This is a genomic window from Streptomyces sp. NPDC015127, assembly GCF_043080095.1.
In the GTDB taxonomy this organism is placed as follows: domain Bacteria; phylum Actinomycetota; class Actinomycetes; order Streptomycetales; family Streptomycetaceae; genus Streptomyces.
Map to the genome: position 1 here is coordinate 423,675 of NZ_JBIBVE010000004.1, position 20,403 is coordinate 444,077.

General features: G+C 72.0%; 15 protein-coding genes. 1 reads left to right on the forward strand and 14 read right to left on the reverse strand.

The features are described from left to right. Positions 1-76: 76 nt before the first annotated feature. The 9 genes from ACF08N_RS10855 to ACF08N_RS10895 form a co-directional block, all read right to left on the reverse strand. Positions 77-2,392 carry a xanthine dehydrogenase family protein molybdopterin-binding subunit gene (locus ACF08N_RS10855; RefSeq protein WP_392324261.1) on the reverse strand — a complete coding sequence of 772 codons (2,316 nt, stop codon included), beginning with the start codon at positions 2,390-2,392 and terminating at the stop codon, positions 77-79. Next, a complete protein-coding gene (locus ACF08N_RS10860; RefSeq protein ID WP_392324262.1) occupies positions 2,389-4,218 on the reverse strand; it encodes a 2Fe-2S iron-sulfur cluster-binding protein in 1,830 nt (609 codons plus the stop codon). Before ACF08N_RS10860 ends, ACF08N_RS10855 begins: the two co-directional genes overlap by 4 nt. Continuing rightward, positions 4,215-5,111, reverse strand: coding sequence for an FAD binding domain-containing protein (locus ACF08N_RS10865; RefSeq protein ID WP_392324263.1), 897 nt, complete (start codon positions 5,109-5,111; stop codon positions 4,215-4,217). The genes ACF08N_RS10860 and ACF08N_RS10865 overlap by 4 nt, the downstream gene beginning before the upstream one ends. Positions 5,112-5,336: 225 nt before the next feature. Then, positions 5,337-6,980, reverse strand: coding sequence for a beta-N-acetylhexosaminidase (locus ACF08N_RS10870; protein ID WP_392324264.1), 1,644 nt, complete (start codon positions 6,978-6,980; stop codon positions 5,337-5,339). A 100-nt stretch (positions 6,981-7,080) separates the two neighbouring features. Further along, the gene (locus tag ACF08N_RS10875) at positions 7,081-7,932 is read right to left on the reverse strand and encodes a carbohydrate ABC transporter permease (RefSeq protein ID WP_392324265.1); all 852 of its coding nucleotides are present in this window, start codon (positions 7,930-7,932) and stop codon (positions 7,081-7,083) included. After that, complete coding sequence (locus tag ACF08N_RS10880) at positions 7,929-9,017, reverse strand: ABC transporter permease subunit (RefSeq protein WP_392324266.1); 1,089 nt, start codon at positions 9,015-9,017, stop codon at positions 7,929-7,931. The genes ACF08N_RS10875 and ACF08N_RS10880 overlap by 4 nt, the downstream gene beginning before the upstream one ends. A gap of 5 nt (positions 9,018-9,022) precedes the next feature. After that, positions 9,023-10,327, reverse strand: coding sequence for an extracellular solute-binding protein (locus tag ACF08N_RS10885; RefSeq protein WP_392324267.1), 1,305 nt, complete (start codon positions 10,325-10,327; stop codon positions 9,023-9,025). Between the two features lie 248 nt (positions 10,328-10,575). After that, positions 10,576-10,863: a DUF3039 domain-containing protein gene (locus ACF08N_RS10890; protein WP_392324268.1), complete on the reverse strand. Its 288-nt coding sequence runs from the start codon at positions 10,861-10,863 to the stop codon at positions 10,576-10,578. Positions 10,864-10,928: 65 nt separating this feature from the next. Next, positions 10,929-11,489 carry a YqgE/AlgH family protein gene (locus ACF08N_RS10895; protein ID WP_307715238.1) on the reverse strand — a complete coding sequence of 187 codons (561 nt, stop codon included), beginning with the start codon at positions 11,487-11,489 and terminating at the stop codon, positions 10,929-10,931. A 277-nt stretch (positions 11,490-11,766) separates the two neighbouring features. Here ACF08N_RS10895 and murA point away from each other — a divergent pair, with 277 nt between their 5' ends. Beyond that, positions 11,767-13,107, forward strand: a complete 1,341-nt coding sequence (gene murA / locus ACF08N_RS10900) for a UDP-N-acetylglucosamine 1-carboxyvinyltransferase (RefSeq protein WP_392324269.1) — start codon at positions 11,767-11,769, stop codon at positions 13,105-13,107. Positions 13,108-14,031: 924 nt separating this feature from the next. On the opposite strand, the gene ACF08N_RS10905 is transcribed toward murA, so the two are convergent. The 5 genes from ACF08N_RS10905 to ACF08N_RS10925 all read right to left on the reverse strand — a co-directional run bounded on the left by ACF08N_RS10905 (position 14,032) and on the right by ACF08N_RS10925 (position 20,342). Further along, positions 14,032-14,313, reverse strand: coding sequence for an HU family DNA-binding protein (locus tag ACF08N_RS10905; RefSeq protein ID WP_004571953.1), 282 nt, complete (start codon positions 14,311-14,313; stop codon positions 14,032-14,034). Positions 14,314-14,666: 353 nt separating this feature from the next. Further along, positions 14,667-16,100, reverse strand: coding sequence for an NAD-dependent malic enzyme (locus tag ACF08N_RS10910; protein ID WP_392324270.1), 1,434 nt, complete (start codon positions 16,098-16,100; stop codon positions 14,667-14,669). A 363-nt stretch (positions 16,101-16,463) separates the two neighbouring features. Beyond that, positions 16,464-18,737, reverse strand: coding sequence for a HelD family protein (locus ACF08N_RS10915; RefSeq protein WP_392324271.1), 2,274 nt, complete (start codon positions 18,735-18,737; stop codon positions 16,464-16,466). Between the two features lie 166 nt (positions 18,738-18,903). After that, entirely contained in the window at positions 18,904-19,725 is an 822-nt protein-coding gene (locus ACF08N_RS10920; protein WP_392324272.1) for an anti-sigma factor family protein, read from the reverse strand. Then, a complete protein-coding gene (locus ACF08N_RS10925) occupies positions 19,722-20,342 on the reverse strand; it encodes a sigma-70 family RNA polymerase sigma factor (protein ID WP_392324273.1) in 621 nt (206 codons plus the stop codon). Before ACF08N_RS10925 ends, ACF08N_RS10920 begins: the two co-directional genes overlap by 4 nt. Positions 20,343-20,403: the final 61 nt, after the last annotated feature.

Below are 20,403 nucleotides of genomic sequence, written 5' to 3' on the forward strand. Positions count from 1 at the left end.
TGCACGTACGGACGGGCGGTGGCCCTGGGAGACCCCGGGGCCACCGCCTTTCCGTGCGAGTCCTGCCTGTCACTCGTTACGAGTTGGGCGCCGCCACCGCCGCCTGGGGCCGGATCGGGAGCCTGTTGACCGGGCGGCCCGTGGCCGCGCGGACCGCGGCGGCCACCGCCGCCGGGGACGTGACCACCGGGACCGCGCTCGCCGCCTTCGCGCCGAAGGGGGCCACCACGTCCCGTTCCTCGATCAGTTTCACGAGGCGGATGTCCGGCGCGTCCAGCGATGTCGGGAGTGCGTAGCCCGTCAGGTCCGGGTGGCGGATCAGGCCACGCGCCGTGCGCAGGTTCTCCGTGAGGGCCGCGCCGATCCCCTGGGTGACGCCCGCCTCGATACGGGTCGCCAGCTGGGCCGGGTTCAGGACGCGGCCCACGTCCTGGGCCACGGCCATCTCGACCACACGGATCGAGCCGAGTTCGATGTCGACGTCCACCACCGCGCGGATCGCGCAGAACGCCAGCCCCACGAACGCGTCGCCCTGCCCGGAATCGTCCAGCGGCTCGGTCGGGTGGGGGCGGCACTGGGCCGTCGCCCACAGTTCCTTGCCGTCCATCGCCTCCGTGACGGTGGTGGAGAGTACGCCGTCGTACGACGTGATCTTGCCGTCGGTGATCTGGAGCAGCTCCGTGGACATGCCGAACTTGTGCGCCAACGGCTGCAGGAGCTGGGTGCGGACCATCTTGGCCGCGCGTTCGACCGCGCCGCCGGAGACCCAGGTGTGCCGGCCGTGCGCCGCCGGGCCCGCCGGGGGCTGGTCGGTGTCGACCGCCGCCACGTGGACCTCTTCGATGCCCAGCGTCTCCTGGACGATCTGGCGCGCCAGGGTGGAGAAGCCTGAACCGGTCTCCACCGCCGCGCAGATGACCGTCGCGACGCCGTCGTGGACCTTGACCGTCGCCGTGGAGACCTCGTCCGTGCCCTCCGCGCCGAGCATGTGCACCATGCCGAGCGCGTAGCCCACACCGCGGCGCACCGCGCCCGGTTCGCCCGCGCCCTCCGGGCCGCCCGGGAGGAGCCAGTCGTCCTCGGGGGTGTCCTTGGGGAGGGAGGGCAGCGGGAAGTCCCGTACGGCCTGGAGCAGCTCGGCGACCGGCGCCGGGCAGGTGACCGTCTGGCCGGTGGGGAGTATGTCGCCCGTGGCCAGCACGTTGCGCAGGCGGATCTCGGTCTGGTCCAGGCCGAGTTTGGTCGCGAGCTTGTCCATCTGCGCCTCGTACGCCGCGCAGACCTGCATCGCCCCCTCGCCGCGCACATGACCCGACGGCGGGTTGTTGGTGCGCACCGCCCAGCCCTCGATGAAGGCGTGCGGGACGACGTAGGGACCGCAGGCGAACGCGACCGCCGCGGCCAGGGATTCGGAGGACGCGTCGGCGTAGGCGCCCGCGTCCAGGAGGAGTTGTGCCTCGACCTTGACCAAGTGGCCCTCGGCGTCCGCGTGGTGGCGGTAGCGCAGCAGCGTCGGGTGGCGGTGGGCGTGGCCGAGGAAGGACTCCTCGCGGGTGGCGGTGAGTTTGACCGGGCAGCCGGTCCGCAGGGCCAGCAGGCCGAGCGGGAGCTGGAAGCCGGGATCCTCGCGATCGCCCGTCGCCCCGGGTACGCCGGTGACGACGACCTTGACCCGCTCCTGCTCCAGGCCGAAGCAGGCGGCGGCGAGGGCGCGGTCGGCGTGCGGGTCGGTCGAGGCCATGTAGAGCTCGACGCCGCCGTCGGGCCGCGGTACGGCCAGGCCCGCCTCCGCGCCGATCGGTGCCGGGTCCTGGCGGCCGATCCGGTACAGGCCCTCGACGATCACCTCTCCGGTCACGTCCGGGTCGCCGTAGCGCAGCGGGATGTGGCGGATCAGATTGCCGTCGGGGTGCAGCGGTTCGGCGGCGAACGCCTTCTCCGGGTCGGTCACCGGGTCGAGGAGCTCGTACTCGACGGTGATCGCGGCCGCGGCGAGGCGCGCGGTGTCCGGGTGGTCCGCGGCCACCGCGGCGATCGCCTCGCCGTGGTGGCGGACGATCTCGGACGCGAACACCGGCCGGTCGGCGATGCGCCTGCCGTACGCCGCGTCGCCCGGGATGTCTTCGTGGGTGATCACCACGCGGACGCCGGGCATGGCGCGGGCGGCCGACGTGTCGATGGAGACGATGCGCGCGTGCGGGTGCGGTGAGCGCAGCAGCGCGCCCCACAGCAGGCCCTCGGCCCACAGGTCGGAGGCGTACGGGAACGTGCCCTCCGTCTTGGCGCGGGTGTCCGCGGCGGGGAGGGAGGCGCCGAGCCCGTGGGCCGGCGGTTCCGGCCGGGGGCCGTCGACGGCCTGCGGATTCGCCGTGGTGGCCGCGTCGTTGCTCACGCCATGCCTCCGTCGTGCGGGTGGGCCTGCACCCTACCGGCGCCGGGGGGTGCCTGGTGCGGGATGCGGGCTTCCTCCTGCGCTTCCCTGTGCACTTCCTCGTACGGCTCGGCCGGCGCTTCCTCGGCCGCCGCGGCCGCGCTCGCGGCCCGCTCGGCGACGACCTCGCGTACGGCCTCCAGCACGCCCCGGTAGCCCGAGCAGCGGCACAGGTTGCCGCACAGGGCCTGGCGGGTCTCCAGTTCGGTGGGGGCGTGGTTGCCCTCCAGGAGGTCGTGCACGGTCATGGCCATGCCGGGAATGCAGAAGCCGCACTGGACGGCTCCGCAGTTGGCCAGCGCCCGCTGCACGTCGGACGGTTCGCCGTCGCCGGCGAGGCCCTCCACGGTGCGGACCTCCGAGCCGGCGGCCGTGGCCGCGGGCACGAGGCAGGAGGCGACGAGCCGGCCGTCCACCTGGACGTTGCAGGCACCGCACTCTCCCTGGGAGCAGCCGTCCTTGGCCCCGGCGAGGCCGAGGCGCTCCCGCAGGACGTAGAGGAGCGACTCGCCTATCCACGCGTCGGTGACGGGTCGGTCCGTGCCGTTGACCCGCAGGACGTACGAGGTCGGCGGGTGCTCGTCGGCACCCGGGAGCGGCTCGGGCCCGGCGGCGGGCGACTCCTCCCCGGAGGGCTGCGGGGCTTCTGCGGGCGTTGCCGGGTCCTGCGGCGCCTGGTGGTCGTGTCCGGCCTCCGGCGGCTGGGCAGCCTCCTCAGCGGCCTCCTGAGTGCCTTCCTGGGCGCCTTCTTGGGCCGTCTCCTGAGCGGGTTCCTGGCTCGGCTCGGGCTCGGGCTCGGCCGGTGGCTGCGGAGCGGCCGCGTCCGCGGGCTCCGCGGGCTCCACAGGGTCCGCGGCGTCGACCTGCTCGGCCGGGGCGCGCTCGGGCTCCGGCTCAGCCTGCTCCTGGGGCGCCTGATCGGCCCACGGCGCGGGCGCGCCGCCGGGCAGCGTCGCCCACGGTGCCGGCGCACCGCCCGGAAGCGTCGCCGGAGGCGCCGCCGCGGCCCAGGGCGTCTCGGGCACCGGCGGCGACGAACGCAGGAACTCGCCCGACTCGTCCGGAAGATCACCTTCGGCGATCGGGATCGACCACTGTCCGGTCATCTCGTGGCCTGCGGCGCCCTGCGCGGGCGCCGGGTCGGGGCCAGGCTCCTCGGGGAACGTCCACTGACCGGTCACCTGCGGATCGCCGTGCTGCTGCGCGCCCGCCTCCGGCCAGTGCACGGCCTCGGGCTGCACGGGCGCGGACGGCTCCACCTGCGCGTCGGCGGGCTGCGGCTGCTGTGCCGCCCAGCCGCCCGTGGCCGCCGGGTCGGTCCCGGCAGCCGGCGCGAGCGGGGTCAGCGGCATGATCATCGGCGGTACGTAGCCGTGGCCGGGCGCCTCCAGCGGGGCGGCGTCAAGCGAACCGTCGGACGGCAGCTGGAAGAAGCCCGTCGCGTCGCCGTCGTAGTCGGAGCCGGGGGCCGTCGGCTGCCAGCCGCCGTACTCGTGCGGGAAACCCTGCCCGTGGTCCTGGACCTGGGCCTGGTTCGGGTCCTGATAGCCCTGTCCCTGGTCGTGATAGCCCTGGCCGTGGTCCTGGTAGCCCTGGCCCTCGCCCTGGTAGCCCTGATAGTCCTGCGCGTCCGCGGCGTAGCCCCGCGCCGCGCTCTGCGGGTAATCGTGCGGGCCGTCCTGCACGAAGGCGTCCGGAAGGTCCAGCCGGCCCTCGCCGCCGTCCTGGTACTCCTCATGGTCCGACGGGTCGGGAAAACGCCCCTGCTGGTGGTCCTCGTTGCTCACGACAGCGCCCTCCCCAGTGCCCGTCGGGCCAGCGCGGCGACCGTGCGCCGCAGATGCAGTACGGCAGGCGGCAGTACCTGCTGTCCCTCGCCCGGTGCCGCCGGTGCCGGGTCCGGGATGCACGCGGCCGCCACGTACTCCCCGAAGGCCGCGAGCGCCTCGCCCGCGAGCCCCCGTTCGCCGTCCCAGTCGATCAGCGAGGCGATCCAGCGCTCGGCCTCCAGCGGGCGCAGCGGCATCGGCGCGATCGCGCCCACCGCACAGCGCACCCCTCGCCGCGCCGGGTCGAGGACGACGGCGACGGAGGCGGTGGCGCGGCCGGGGCCGGTGCGGCCGGTGGCCTTGAGGAACACCTGCGGGGCGTGCAGGAGGGGCACCCGTACGAAGCCGATCAGTTCGGCGGGGCCGAGCATCTCCCGCCCGGCGAGCAGGTGGGAGACCGGGATCTCGCGGCGCGCGCCATCGGGGCCCGCGACGACCAGGTCGGCCTCCAGCGCGGCCAGCACGGGCAGGGTGTCGCCGGTGGGCGCGGCGGTGACGATGTTGCCGCCGAGCGTGCCCGCGTTGCGGATCTGGGGCGGCCCGGCCGCGCGCGCGGAGGCCGCGAGGGCGGGGATGAGGGCCGCGAAGTCGGGCCGGCCCATCCGTGCGTGTGTGAGTCCGGCGCCGAGCAGCGCGTGCCCGTCCTGGTAGCGCCAGCCGCGGATCTCGCTGATGCGGCCGAGGCCGACGAGTCCCGCGGGGCGGAGCTGTCCCCTGTTGACGGCGGTCATCAGGTCCGTGCCGCCGGCGACGGGCACGGCGGCAGGCATGGCGGCGAGCGCCGCCACGGCCTCGTCGAGCGAGCCCGGCAGCGTCACCGACTGCGCCGTCTGCGGTGCGTGCGTGGTCACCCAGCTGCCCCTTCCCGGTGTCCCGGCTGTCCCGCCTGTGTGCCGTACCGTACGTGCTCACATGCCGGACGTGGCAACTCTGGCACATCTTCCGAGCCGACCGGCGGGAGGGTCCGCGAAGGGCGCATCCGACCCGTAAGTCCGGTTCCGTAGGCGATGGTCGGGTTCGCTCCCCGTCGTCCCGCCTGACGGGCGCGGCCCGGGGCGGGTGCCCCGGGGCGCGGCTCACACGTTCGGGGGCGCTCCCTCGATCGGGCGTCCGAGGCTGCCTGTCATTCCTTCAGGGGCCGGGCGGCGCTGCCAGGGCTTGGGGCCGCCGGGCGGGCGGTAGTCGACGCCGAGCGCGTCCAGGCGCGCGTAGTGGGTCTCCATGCGCCGCTCGAAATCGGCGAAGTCCCGTTCCGCGGGGGCGGGCAGGGTCGACCAGGCGACCTCGGCGAAAGCGGCGAGGCGCGGAAAGACCTGGTAGTCGACGCGGGAGCGGTCCTGCATGACCTCCGTCCAGACGTTGGCCTGCGTGCCGAGCACATGGGCGGCCGCCTCGGGGCCGAGCGAGGGCGGCACGGGCTCGAACCGGTAGACGTCCTCCAGGGTCCGGACGTAGCCGATGGGCATCGGCTCGTCGTCGCCCGCCGCCTGACGGTGGTCCAGATACACCTGCTGCTCGGGGCACATGACGACGTCGTGACCGGCCTCGGCGGCGGCGATGCCGCCCCGGTAGCCGCGCCAGGAGGAGACGGCGGCGCCGGGCGCGAGTCCGCCTTCGAGGATCTCGTCCCAGCCGATGAGGCGGCGGCCGCGGTCGGCGAGCCAGCGGTCGAAGTGCCGGATGAACCAGGACTGGAGCACGTCCTCGTCGGCGAGCCCGAGCTCCTGGATCCGGGCCTGGGCGGCCGGCGACTTCTTCCACTGGTCCTTGGGGCACTCGTCGCCGCCTATGTGGACGAAAGCGGAGGGGAACAGGTCGAGGACCTCCTCCAGGACGCCCTCGTAGAAGCGCAGGGTGGCGTCGGTGGGGGCGAGGACGTTGGGGCTGACGCCCCAGTTGTCCCAGACCGTCAGGGAGGTGGTGTCGACGACGTCGGTGTTGCCGAGTTCGGGGTACGCGGCGATGGCCGCCTGCGAGTGGCCGGGGATGTCGATCTCGGGGACGACGGTGATGTGCCGCGCGGCTGCGTAGGCGACGATCTCGCGGATGTCGTCGTGCGTGTAGTGACCGCCGTGCGGCTTCTCGTCCCAGAGGGGGGACGCCCGGTGCCCCCATTTCGTTCGCGAACGCCACGCGCCGATCTCGGTGAGCCTCGGGTACCGCTCGATCTCGATGCGCCAGCCCTGGTCGTCGGTGAGGTGGAAGTGGAAGACGTTGAGCTTGTGGGCGGCGAGCAGGTCGAGTTGACGCAGGACGTCGTCCTTGGGCAGGAAGTGCCGTGAGACGTCCAGCATCATGCCGCGCCAGGAGAAGCGGGGCGCGTCCTCGATGAACGTGCCGGGCACCTCCCAGCGCCTGCCCGTCGCAGCGGGCGCCTTGCGGTACGCCTGGGGCCCCAGGAGTTGGCGGAGTGTCTGCACACCCCAGAACACCCCGGCTGCCCCGCCGCCGTGGACGGTGATGCCGTCGCCGTTCACGTACAGCTTGTAGCCCTCGGGGCCGAGGTGCCCGGCGTCCGCGGCATCGATGCGCAGCCGGATCGTCTCCCCGTCGTCACCGGCACCGGGCGCCAGCGGCAGCCCTGTCGCGGCGCCCAGATCGGCGCGCAGCCGGCGCTCGGCGCGTTCGGTGCCGGGGCCGGCGTCGATGACGGTCGACTCGTCGAGGACGAATCCGCCGTTGAGCACCTTGCCGCTGCGCGGCAGGGGAAGGACATCCATCAGGTCCGCCTTTCCAGTCGGTCGACTCCCGGCAGGCCGACGCCGTGCCGGGCGGCGGGGCCCGGCGGCCCCGGGACACGGGGCGCCTCGGACACCGCCGTCAGTCCTTCACCGCGCCGCCGAGTCCGGAGACCAGGCGCCGCTGAACGAGTACGAAGAAGACGAGCACCGGCACGGTCATCACGGTAGAGGCTGCCATGATCCCGCCCCAGTCGTTCTCGTCCGGCTTGAAGAAGACCAGCAGCGCCATCGGCAGCGTCGACTGCGAAGTGTCGCTGATGATGAACGACTTGGCGAAGAGGAAATCGTTCCAGGTCGAGATGAACGAGAAGACGCTCGTCGCCACCAGCCCGGGGAAGACGAGCGGGAAGAGGATCTGCCACAGGAAACGGGTGCGGCTCGCGCCGTCGATGTACGCGGCCTCCTCCAGGGCTTCCGGCACCGCCTTGACGAATCCGCGCAGCATCCAGATCGCGAACGGCAGCGAGAAGGCGATGTGCGGCAGGATCAGCGAACCCAGGGTGTTCAGCTGGCCGGCGTCGCGCATCAGGAAGAACAGCGGAATGGTCAGCGCCTCGATCGGCACCATCTGCGCGACGAGGAACATGATGAGCAGCGTCGTACGGAACCGGAAACGGAACCGGGTCACCGCCGTGGCGGCCAGGAACGCGATCAGCGCCGAGGCGACGACCACCGTTCCCGCCACGATCAGGCTGTTGGCGAAATAGCGGCCGAATTCCTGCTGTTCGAAGACCCGGCGGAAGGAGTCCAGCGAGGGGGCGAGCGTCCAGGGACGCGGCCGGGTGGACTGGATCTCACCTGCCGGTTTGAAGGCGGAGAGGACCATCCAGTACAGCGGAAAGGCGACCACCAGCGCGACGGCGAGGGCCGTCGCCTCGGCGGCGAGCCGTCCGGGACGCCGGATCCGCCACGCGCTCGTACCGAGGCTCATATCTCTTCTCCCTGGCGTCGCAGCAGTCGCAGGTACACGAGCGTGACCGCGAGCAGAATCAGCAGCATGACCACGCCGATCGCCGATCCCAGGCTGTACTGGGAGGACGCGAACGCCTTCTGATAGGCGTACACATTGAGCACGAGATTCTGTCCGGCGATGCCTCCGCCGTTCGTCATCACATAGATCTGCGTGAAGACCTTGAAGTCCCAGATGATCGACTGGATGGTGACAACGACGAGGATGGGCCGCAGCATCGGGGCCGTGACGGAACGCCAGATGCGCCATTGCGACGCGCCGTCCAGCGAGGCCGCCTCCAGCACTTCGCCCGGAATCGCCTTGATGCCCGCGTACACCGTCACCATCACGAACGGGAACGAGCACCACACGACCTCGAAGAGGACGAGCGAGAACGCGCTCCAGCGGCCGTACATCCAGGAGAAGTCGCCCAGTCCGAGCACCCTGTTGACCGGGCCGTGGTCGGGATCGAAGAGGAAGACCCAGACGGTGGAGCCGGTGATCGCCGGGGTGGCCCAGGCGCCGAGCGCGGCCAGCATCAGGGCGAGGCGCGGCAGCGCCCGTACGCGGGTGAGCAGGACCGCGAGCGCGCAGCCGACGGCGAGCGTGGCGAGGACGCATGCGGCGGCGAACAGGACGGTCGCGAGGAGCACCTGCCAGAACTGGCTGTCGGCGAGGAGCGCGCGGTAGTTGCCGAGGCCCTGGAAGCTCGTCGGTTCACCGCCGCTGACCTGGGCCTGGGTGTATTCGAGGAAGGAGATCAGGCCGAGCTGGTAGATCGGGTAGACGAGCAGGGCGGCGAGCACGGCCAGCGCGGGGGCGAGGTAGATCCACGGGGTCCAGCGCGGCGCCCTCGCGGGCGCGGTGACTTTGCCGGCCCGCTTGGCCCCGGCGTCGGCCGATGCCACCGGGTTCGCCGGGGCCGCCGACCGGGCGGGACCCGCAGGGCCCTTGCCGGCCGCGGCAAGCGGGACCGCGTCCGCGGGGGGCGACGGGGCCCCCGGCGCCGTGGGCGGCGCGGTCGAGTCCGGCGGCGTGGCGGACTCACCGTTCGTACGGTGCGTCATCGGCGTCAGCCCGCCGACGCGAACGCCGCGTCCATCTTCTTCGCCGCGTCCTCGGATGCTGCCGCCACGTCCTTCTTGCCGCTGACGATCTCCTGGAACATCGTGGGCAGGACGAGCGAGGCGTCGATCTGGCCCCAGGCCGGGGAGGCCGGCACGAACCTGGCGCCCGCGCCGAGCGTCTTGATGAACGGTTCGACGAACGGCTCCTTCTTCGCGGCCTCGGCCCGCACATCGGTGTACGTCGGCAGGAAGCCCATCGCGTCGAACAGCTTCGCCTGCGTCTCCTTGCCCGCGAACCGCTTCATCAGGTCCACCGCCAGCGTCCGGTGCGAACTGCTCTTGAGCACACCGATGTTGTTGCCGCCCGCGAAGGCCGGGGCGATCTCCCCCGCCTTCACGCCGGGCAGCGGCACGACGGCGTACTTGCCCTTGACCAAGCCGGCCTCGACGGCCTGGTGGCTGAAGTCGCCGCCGATGGCCATGGCCGCCTTGCCGGAGGCGAACGCGGTGACGGTGGCGTTGCCGTTCATGGAGGCGCACTTGGCGGCCGGGCAGTTGTCGTCGCCGAAGAGGGACGTGTAGCTCTTGATGCCCTTCTGGGCGGCGGCGCTGTCGATGGCGGACGTGTAGGTGCCGCCGCTCTCGGAGGCCAGTTCGCCGCCGGCCGCCCAGATGAAGGGCATCGCGCCGTACGTGTACGCGCCGCCGACCGCGAGCCCGTACAGGTCGGGCTTCTGCTTGCGGATCGCCTTGGCGGTGGCGATCAGTTCGTCCTGGGTCCGCGGCGGTTCGATGCCCAGTTCCTCGAAGACGTCGGTGCGGTAGTAGAGCGCGCGGGCTCCGACGAACAGGGGCGCGCCGTAGACCTTCCCGCCGACCGTGACGGACTCCCGGGCGGTGGGGTCGGTGTCCTTCGCCTCGTCCCAGGCGTCGAACTCGGCGGTGACATCAGCGAGTCCGCCGTCCTTGACGTAGCCGGCGGTGTCGGTGTTGCCGTACTCGATGACGTCGGGAGCGCTCGCCGGGTCGTTGAAGGCGGCCTTGATGCGCTGGGCCCGCGTTTCGACGGGGATGTACTCGACCTCGACCTGTGCGCCCCGGTGCGCCTTCTCGAAGGCGGCGACCGCGGCGTCGACGACCTGTTCCTTGGGCTTGTTGTTGACCTCCTGGAAGAGCCACACCCGCAGGGTGCCGCTCCTGGCGTCCTCCTTGGCGCCGGTGTCGGAGGTCCGGGGGGCGCAGGCGGTGGCGGTGAGGCCCGCCAGAGCGAGGGCCGCCACGGGGGCGGCGAGTGTGGAGACGAGCTTCATGCGGGAAACCCCCACGCGTCATGGCGTTGCAACATGTGCAACGACTGTTTCGTTCTGCACAACACGCTGGAGGCTAGAGGGGTCCCCGGAGCCCGACAAGAGGTCTCAACCACTCTGTGACCGGCAGCTGCATAGCGTGCAACGCCGCGACGCCGTCCCGGAAACACGCGAACGGCCCCCGGGGCACGCGAAACGCGCGCCCCGGGGGCCGTCGGACGAAGCTGTCGAAGCTGTCGAGCAGCGGCGGACTACTTCTTCTTGTCGCCGTCCTTGCCCTTGTCGCCACCCGAGCCCATGGACTCGTAGATCTCCTTGCACATCGGGCAGACCGGGTACTTCTTGGGATCGCGCCCCGGCACCCAGACCTTTCCGCACAGCGCCACCACGGGAGTGCCGTCGAGGGCACTCGCCATGATCTTGTCCTTCTGGACGTAATGGGCGAAGCGCTCGTGGTCGCCGTCGCCGTGCGACACCTGCGGCGTCGGCTCTACCAGGGTCCCGGTGCCTGTCCCGCGCTCGGGCTCAAGAGTGCTCATGAGCTCCAAGGGTACCCACGCGAGCGCCGGTACGGGAGCGTGGACCCCGCGCGCGGCGATCCGCGTCAGTTGAGGGACGGGTCGTCCGGATAGGTCGCGAACATGGCCAGTTCGTTGCGCTGGCGGCGCAGCACCGCACGCCACAGCGTCTCCGGCCTGGGCGAGGACACGTCGCCGGGCTCCGACTCCACGACGTACCACGCGCCGTCCTGCAGCTCCGCCTCCAGCTGGCCGGGCCCCCAGCCGGCGTACCCCGCGAAGATCCGCAGCGAACCGAGTGCCGAGCCGAGCAGCTCGGGCGGCGCCTCGAGGTCGACCAGGCCGATCGCCCCGTACACCCGCCGCCAGCCGAGCGGGCCCTCGTCGCCGGGGATCACCGCGACGCCGAGCGCCGAGTCGAGCGAGACGGGACCGCCCTGGAAGACGACACCGGGCTCCCCGGCCAGCGCGGCCCAGGACTCGAGGATGTCGCCCACGTCCACGGGCGTGGGCCTGTTGAGGACGACACCGAGGGAGCCCTCGTCGTCGTGATCGAGCAGCAGGACCACCGCGCGGTCGAAATTCGGGTCCGCGAGGGCAGGTGTGGCGACGAGCAGCCGCCCTGTGAGCGAGGACACCTCGGTCATGCGACACATGATCCCGCATCTGGGGCCTCCGCGGGGCCGGAGCGGCACAGTACGCCGCCGCGGTGCGCGGGGGCGCAGGTCGGAGCGCGCCGCACGCGGAGGCGTCCGCCCCCGACGGCACCCGAGGGGCGGTGACGGTGCGCGAGAGACGGCGGACGGAACGTGTTGTGCCGAATTCATTACGTACCAAGGGGCGTCTCACCCATACATCGCAGGGCTCCGGGCCCCTTACCCTTTTCTCTGGCCACCCGACCGACGACTCCGGAACGCGAGATACATGACCGGCACAGACGATGTACTGCTTGTCCACGGCGGCACCCCGCTCGAGGGCGAGATCCGCGTCCGCGGCGCGAAGAACCTCGTGCCCAAGGCGATGGTCGCCGCACTGCTCGGCAGCGAACCGAGCCGGCTGCGCAATGTGCCCGACATCCGCGATGTGAGAGTCGTCCGCGGACTGCTGCAGCTGCACGGTGTGACGGTCCGCCCCGGCGACGAACCCGGCGAGCTGGTCCTCGACCCCACGTACGTCGAGAGCGCCAACGTCGCCGACATCGATGCCCACGCGGGCTCGTCGCGCATCCCGATCCTGTTCTGCGGCCCGCTGCTGCACCGGCTCGGGCACGCGTTCATCCCCGGCCTGGGCGGCTGCGACATCGGCGGCCGGCCGATCGACTTCCACTTCGACGTGCTGCGTCAGTTCGGCGCGACGATCGAGAAGCGCGCGGACGGCCAGTACCTGGAGGCGCCGCAGCGCCTGCGCGGCACAAAGATCCGTCTGCCGTACCCGTCGGTCGGCTCGACCGAGCAGGTGCTGCTGACGGCCGTGCTCGCCGAGGGTGTCACCGAGCTGACCAACGCGGCGGTCGAGCCGGAGATCGAGGACCTGATCTGCGTCCTGCAGAAAATGGGCGCGATCATTTCCATGGACACTGACCGGACGATCCGGATCACCGGTGTCGACAAGCTCGGCGGCTACACCCACCGGGCGCTCCCGGACCGCCTGGAGGCCGCGTCCTGGGCTTCTGCGGCGCTGGCCACCGAGGGCAACATCTATGTGCGCGGTGCCCAGCAGCGCTCGATGATGACCTTCCTGAACACGTACCGGAAGGTCGGCGGCGCCTTCGAGATCGACGACGAGGGCATCCGCTTCTGGCACCCCGGCGGCCGGCTGAAGTCCATCGCGCTGGAGACGGACGTCCACCCCGGCTTCCAGACCGACTGGCAGCAGCCGCTGGTCGTGGCCCTGACGCAGGCGACGGGCCTGTCGATCGTGCACGAGACGGTGTACGAGTCGCGGCTCGGCTTCACGTCCGCGCTGAACCAGATGGGCGCGCACATCCAGCTGTACCGGGAGTGCCTGGGCGGCTCCGACTGCCGCTTCGGCCAGCGCAACTTCCTCCACTCGGCGGTCGTGTCGGGCCCGACGAAGCTCCAGGGCGCGGACCTGGTCATCCCGGACCTGCGCGGCGGCTTCTCGTACCTGATCGCGGCACTGGCGGCGCAGGGGACGAGCCGGGTGCACGGCATCGACCTGATCAACCGCGGCTACGAGAACTTCATGGAGAAGCTGGAGAAGCTCGGCGCGAAGGTGGAACTGCCGGGCGGCCCGATCGTCTGACCCGCCCTCACCTCCCGACCGGCCCTCGCGGATTCTCCGCGGGGGCCGTCGCCGTCCCGCCGTCCGCGCCCCCGGACGCGTGCACTGCACGTGAGACGCCGCCTGCCACCGAGGCGGGCCCGGGTGAACCAGGGGGCTCGACGCTGCGCCGGAGGGTGCACTCCCGCCCGCGCCGCCACGGGGTCGCGGGGGCGCTCGGGCCGCGGGGGCGCTCGGGCCGCGGGGGCGAAGGCGCGAAGCCCGCGCCGACGCCGGGGCGCAGGGCCGTCGGCCGCAGGTCGCGGGGTCCTGGGGCGAGGCTCCCAGGCCCGTACCGCCAGCCCGCACGGGGGGCCGGCGCCGAAGCCCGCCGGGCCGCTGGCCCCGGGGCGAAGCCCCAGGAGACGCCGCCAGGCCGTTGACCCCGCAGCGCCGCCTGCCGTACGGGCGGTGCGTGGGGCGAAGTCAAACCCCCGTCGGGGCCGTAGATGGGCGCAAAGCCCCGAAGCCCGCCGCGCCACCAAAGTGCAAGGGGCCCGGGGGCGAAGACCCCGGGCCCCTTGCACGCCAGCCCGTACAGGGTTGGGGCACAGATCCGTCGGACCGGGGCCGCAGGGCCCGGGGGCGCAGGACCGCCCGGGCGGGGCCACGCCCCGCTTCGGAGCGCCACGGCCGCCGGGCCGAAACAGCCCGGCCACCCGGTCAAAGACACCACGGGCGACAGGCCAAACGGCGCGGCCAAGCCCGCTTCAAGAGCGCCACGGCCGCCAGGCCGAAACGGCCGGGCCGGCCCGGTCAAGGACACCACCGGTCAAGGACACCACCACGGGCGACAGGCCAAACGGCGGGGCCAAGCCCGCCTCGGGACATCATGGCCCGCAGGCCGTACGCGTGCGGAAGGGCGGGCACCCTTGGCGGGGCCCGCCCTTCCGGCGCTTTCAGGCCTTACTTGCCCTTGGCGGCTTCCTTGAGCTTCGAGCCCGCGGAGACCTTCACGCTGTAGCCGGCCGGGATCTGGATCGGGTCGCCGGTCTGCGGGTTACGAGCGGTGCGAGCGGCACGGTGGGTGCGCTCGAAGGTCAGGAAGCCGGGGATGGTGACCTTCTCGTCGCCCTTGGCGACGACCTCGCCGACGGTCTCGGCGAGAGCGGCCAGCACGGCGTCGGCGTCCTTGCGGGTCACCTCGGCGCGGTCGGCCAGCGCGGCCACCAGCTCACTGCGGTTCATTTCGTTACTCCCGTGTTCTTCTTGCCTGTGAGGCGTGGATCGAAGCCGATGCTGCCAGGGCCCTCGGACAGTCCCCGGACCCGGGTCTGCTGTCAGACCCCTCCGCGCCCGCGGGGGTCCCCCCAGGACGCAGGTCCTCGAGGAAGCATCCTGCCCCCACCAGCGGCGGGAAAGCCAATCCGGCACCCTCCGGAGTCACACGAAAAGCGCCAGCGCCTCGTCGTGGTGACGTTCCGTCGACTCCCTTGAGACTCATTGGAGCGGCCCGACCGCGGCTCGGACTCGGCCGCGGGCTCATGGTCCGCCACCCTAAAGGGGGGTTTGCGGTGCCGCGACCCGCGACGCGCCGTATGTCAGGCGGACGTGGGGCCCGTCACAGCCGCTGCCGCGGCCTTCGCGGCCTCGCGGACGGCGCCCGCGACGGCGCCCGCCACCTTGTCGTTGAAGACCGAGGGAATGATGTAGTTCGGGTTGATCTCGTCCTCGGTGACGACGTCCGCGAGCGCGGTCGCGGCCGCAAGCATCATCTCGGTGTTGACGGTCCGGGACTGGGCGTCCAGCAGGCCGCGGAACACACCCGGGAACACCAGGACGTTGTTGATCTGGTTGGGGAAGTCGGAGCGGCCGGTCGCCACAACTGCCGCCGTCTGACGGGCGATTGCCGGGTCGACCTCGGGGTCCGGGTTCGCGAGCGCGAACACGATCGCGCCTTCGGCCATGGCCGCGACATCCTCCGCACCGAGCAGGTTCGGCGCCGAGACACCGATGAAGACGTCCGCGCCGACGACCGCCTCCTTGAGCGTGCCGGTGACACCCTCCGGGTTGGTGTTGTCCGCGATCCAGCGCAGCGGCGAGTCGGCGGTGGCACCGATCAGGTCCTCGCGCCCCGCGTGCACCACACCCTGGATGTCGGCCACCACCGCGTGCTTGACGCCCGCCGCGATCAGCAGTTTCAAAATGGCCGTACCGGCGGCGCCCGCACCCGACATGACCACCCGCACGTCCCCCACCGACTTGCCCACCACACGCAGCGCGTTGGTCAGGGCGGCGAGGACGACGATGGCCGTGCCGTGCTGGTCGTCGTGGAAGACGGGGATGTCCAGCGCCTCGCGCAGCCGGGCCTCGATCTCGAAGCAGCGGGGCGCGGAGATGTCCTCCAGGTTGATGCCGGCGAAGCCGGGAGCGATCGCCTTGACGATCTCGACGATCGCGTCGCTGTCCTGGGTGTCCAGGCAGATCGGCCACGCGTCGATACCGGCGAACCGCTTGAACAGGGCCGCCTTGCCCTCCATGACCGGCAGCGCGGCCTTCGGGCCGATGTTGCCCAGGCCCAGCACCGCGGAGCCGTCCGTCACCACTGCAACGGAGTTGCGCTTGATGGTCAGACGGCGCGCGTCCTCCGGGTTCTCCGCGATCGCCATGCACACACGGGCCACACCCGGCGTGTAGATCATCGACAGGTCGTCACGGTTGCGGATGGGGTGCTTGGACGCCATCTCGATCTTGCCGCCGAGGTGCATCAGGAACGTACGGTCGGAGACCTTGCCGAGGACGACGCCCTCGATCCTGCGCAGTTCCTCGACGATCTCGTCGGCGTGCGCGGTCGAGGTCGCGGCGATCGTGACGTCGATGCGCAGCTTCTCGTGGCCGGAAGCGGTCACGTCGAGGCCGGTCACGGAGCCGCCGTTGGACTCCACCACCGTGGTGAGCTGGGAGACCGCGGTTCCGCTCGCGGGCACCTCCAGCCGGACCGTCATCGAGTACGAGACGCTGGGCGCCGTTGCCATGACCGGGTTCCTCTGCTTTCCCTAGCATTCGTTGCTATGCGACGCCCGGGGCCGGGCCCGGCAGCGCCTTCCGATGGTGACACCTACCTGCCGGTAGCAGGTAATGCGGTCATTTTGTTTTCGGAAACTCTTTTCCACCATACGAGAAGTTGCGGGGAAACAGAAGAGGCTCGGACCACCGATGCGGTGGTCCGAGCCTCTTCCCGGCTGTTCGAGTGGCACCGACCCGCCATGCTCGCCTCGCGGCAAGTGGTCGCTCGTAGCGACGAAGGTTGGGCCCGGGGGCTTGGATCGAGCCGGTGCCACACCCAGGCTAACGCACCACCCGGGCAAGTGATTCCCGTACCGCACGTTGACTCGCCGTCAGTCGCGCAACAGGTCCGGCACACCCTCCCCGTCCGGCTCGTCACGGCGGTCCGAGACGACAGTGAGCTGCTGCGTCGCACGGGTCAGCGCCACGTACAGCACCCGCAGCCCGGCCGGGGACTCGTCCGCGATCTCCGCGGGCGAGACCACCACCGTCGCGTCGTACTCCAGCCCCTTGGCCTCCAGGGAGCCCAGGGCCACCACCCGCTCACCGAGGCCCGCGAGCCAGCGCGCCGCCTCCTCGCGCCGGTTCATGGCGACGACGACACCGACGGTCCCCTCCACCCGTTCCAGCAGCCGCTCGGCCTCGGCCCGCACCGCCCCGGCCAGGTCGCCGTCCGGGACGACGGCGAACCGCGGCTCCACTCCGGTCGAGCGGACCGCCGAGGGGGCCTGCATGCCGGGCATCGCGAGGGCGAGCACCCTGGCGGCCAGCTCGGCGATCTCGGCCGGGTTCCGGTAGTTCACGGTCAGCTCGAAGCGGCGCCGCGGACGGGTCCCCAGCGCCTCGTCGCGTGCCTCGGCCGCCTCGTCCGGGGACGACCAGGACGACTGGGCCGGATCGCCCACCACCGTCCAGGTGGCGTGTCTGCCGCGGCGGCCGACCATGCGCCACTGCATGGGGGTGAGGTCCTGCGCCTCGTCGACGATCACGTGCGCGTACTCGGTCCGCTCGGCGGCGAGCCGCTCCGCGCGTTCGCGCTGCGACTCCTCGCGCTGCGGCATCAGCTCGTCGAGACCGGTGAGCTGGTCCAGCGGGTCGAGCTCGCGCTTCCTGCGCGGCCGGGCGGGCGTGCCGAGCAGGGTGCCCAGCTCGTCCAGGAGCGCCACGTCGTGCACGCTCAGGGCGTCGCGGCGCAGCGAGCGGGCGAGCCTGCGCACCTCCCCCGGGTTGAGCACCCGGCGGGCCCAGCGGCCGAGCCGCTTCTCGTCCGCCATGGCCGCCAGCACCCCGCGCGGGGTCAGCTCCGGCCACCAGGCGTCCAGGAACGCGAGGAAGCTGTCCTCGCCGGTGACGTCCTCGTCGAAGGACGAGCGCAGCTCGGCGGCCAGCTCGGGGTCCGTGTGCCGGCCGGCGGCGCCGGACTTGGCGTACAGGGCGTCCAGCAGCAGCCGGCGGGCGCGGGGGCGCAGCAGGTTGACGGGGGTGGTGCCGCCGAGCACGTTGTTGCGGATGCGCTGGAGCTCGTCGGCCTCCAGCTCCAGACGCCGCCCGAAGGCGACCACCCGCAGCATCGTGGGGGCCTCCGCCCGTTCGAGGGCGCCTCTGGCGGCCTTGCGCAGCACCTTGAGCATCCGGGAGGAGCCCTTGACGCGGGCCACGGCCGGTTCGTCGTACGCCGTCGCCTCCGCGCCGTCCACGAGCGAGCCGACCGCGCGGATGGCGACCTGTCCCTCCTCGCCGAGCGAGGGCAGCACGCCCTCGGTGTAGGCCACCAGGAGCGGGGTCGGGGAGACGATCAGGATGCCGCCCGCGTAGCGCCGGCGGTCCTGGTAGAGCAGGTACGCGGCCCGGTGCAGGGCGACCGCCGTCTTGCCCGTGCCCGGGCCGCCCTCGACATAGGTCACGGAGGCGGCGGGCGCGCGGATGACGAGGTCCTGCTCGGCCTGGATGGAGGCGACGATGTCGCGCATGGTGTGGCTGCGGGCCTGCCCCAGGGCCGCCATCAGCGCGCCGTCGCCGACGACGGGCAGCCGCTCGCCGCCGAGGGTGGCGGTCAGCTCGGGGCGCATCAGGTCGTCCTCGACGCCGAGGACCTTGCGCCCCTTGGAACGGATGACGCGCCTGCGCACCACACGGCCCGGGTCGACGGGCGTGGAGCGGTAGAAGGGCGCGGCGGCCGGGGCGCGCCAGTCGATGACCAGCGGGGCGTAGTCGGAGTCCAGGACGCCGATGCGGCCGATGTGCAGGGTCTCGCCGATGTCGGCGGTGTTGTCCGGCCGTACGGCGTCGTCGGCGGGCTCGACGGAGGTGTACGCGCCGTCGGGGCCCTTCTGGCCGTCCTTCCCGTACAGCAGGTCGATCCGGCCGAAGAGGAAGTCCTCGAACTCGTTGTTGAGCCGGTTCAGGTGCACGCCGGCGCGGAAGACCTGGGCGTCCCGTTCGGCGAGCGCGCCGGGGGTGCCGACCTGGCCCCGCTTGGCGGCGTCGCTCATCAGGAACTCCGCCTCGTGGATCTTCTCCTCGAGGCGGCGGTACACCCGGTCCAGGTGGATCTGTTCGACGGCGATCTCCCGGTCCCGCACCGAGTCGGCTGCGGAGCCGATCATGGTGTCGACAACGGAATCAACGGATTCAGCGGCATCCTGCGCGGCCACCGAGGCCCCCTTCTGACGTGCACTGGGCAGCCGTCAACCGTACGCCAAGGGGGGCGGACATTGCACCTGTACCGGCCGCGCCAGGACAACGGTGTGCCCGGGCGCGTCCGGCGGCGGACTACGCGTCGACCTCGACGAGGCGCTGTCCGTCGAAGGTGCGCACCTCGAAGTGGTCGATGTCGTTGCGGTCCATGGCGGCGCCGCCGTGCACGTACAGCGGGTTCTTCGCCGCCTTGTCGGGGCTGTCGGGGATGCCGTATCCCCACTTCGGCACGGCCCAGGACGTGACGACCTCCTCCTCGCCGGTCTTGGAGACGGCGATGAGGTTGCACTTCAGGGGGCCCTTGACGTTCTTCAGCTCCAGGACGGTGTGGGTGCCCCAGCCCTTTTTCTCCATGCCGACGACCGCGCTGACCTTGGTCGACGCGTCGGTGGCGCGCACCTTCTCCTCCATGTGGTTGAAGAAGGCGTCCTCGGCGGGGCTGGTGGGATGCGGCTCGACCGCCTGGTTGCCGGTGGTGTCGTCGGCCGTGACGACGACCGCGACGGCCGGGCCGCCGATGATCAGGGCCGCCGCGGCCGCGAGGAGGTACATGCCGCGCCGGCGCTTGGCGGCGCGGCCCGCCGCCACTTCGTTCAGCAGGCCGTCGAGGACCCGCGGGCTCGGGGAGGTGGGGACGACGGGTGCCGGGCGCGACGGCGGGAAGTCCATGCGGCCCGGCATGCCGGGCAGGCCCTGGACGTTCTGCGGCGGCGGGGCGGGTGCCTCGGCCAGCATCGCCAGCATCGGCTCCATCCCCGAGAACTCCTCGAGGCGGGCGACGCAGATGTCGCATCCGGCGAGATGCGCCTCGAAGGCGGAGGCGTCCGCGTCGTCGAGCACGCCGAGCACGTACGCGCCGACGGCGTCGTGTACGGACTCCTGCTCGTACCTGGTCATGCCGAGACCCCCCTCTCCTCCAGAGCGAGCTTCATCGAACGGAGCGCGTAGAACACTCGGGACCGCACGGTCCCACTGGGTATGCCGAGCGTTTCGGCCGCCTCATTGACCGTACGCCCCTTGAAATACGTCTCGACAAGGACTTCCCTGTGGGCGGGCGTCAAATCGTCGAGCGCATCCGAGAGCGTCATCAGCCACAACGCCTTGTCGATCTCGTCCTCCGCGGGCATGACCTCCAGCGGCGACGGATCGACCTCCTGCGGCCGGGCCTGCCGGCTGCGGTGACCGTCGATGACGATGCGCCGGGCGACCGTCACCAGCCAGGGTCGGACAGAGCCGGTCGCCCGGTTGAGCTGGCCGGCGTTCTTCCAGGCACGGATGAGCGTCTCCTGCACGACGTCCTCGGCTCGCTGGCGGTCGCCGGCGACGAGACGCAGTACGTAGGCGAGCAACGGTCCCGCGTGTTCGCGGTACAGCGCGCGCATCAGCTCCTCGTCGGGCACGGAGGTGTCGATACGCGGCCTTTCTCCCCCGGAGCCCTCCGGGCCCGGGTGGTGCCCCCTGCGATGGCGGGCCCGTTGCGGACGGTCATCGGCCACGGCGGCATCCTTGCGCACCTGAACCTCCCGGTCGAGACCCTGTTTCCTGGTCCCCCTTCACTACGGGGGCCGACGGGGG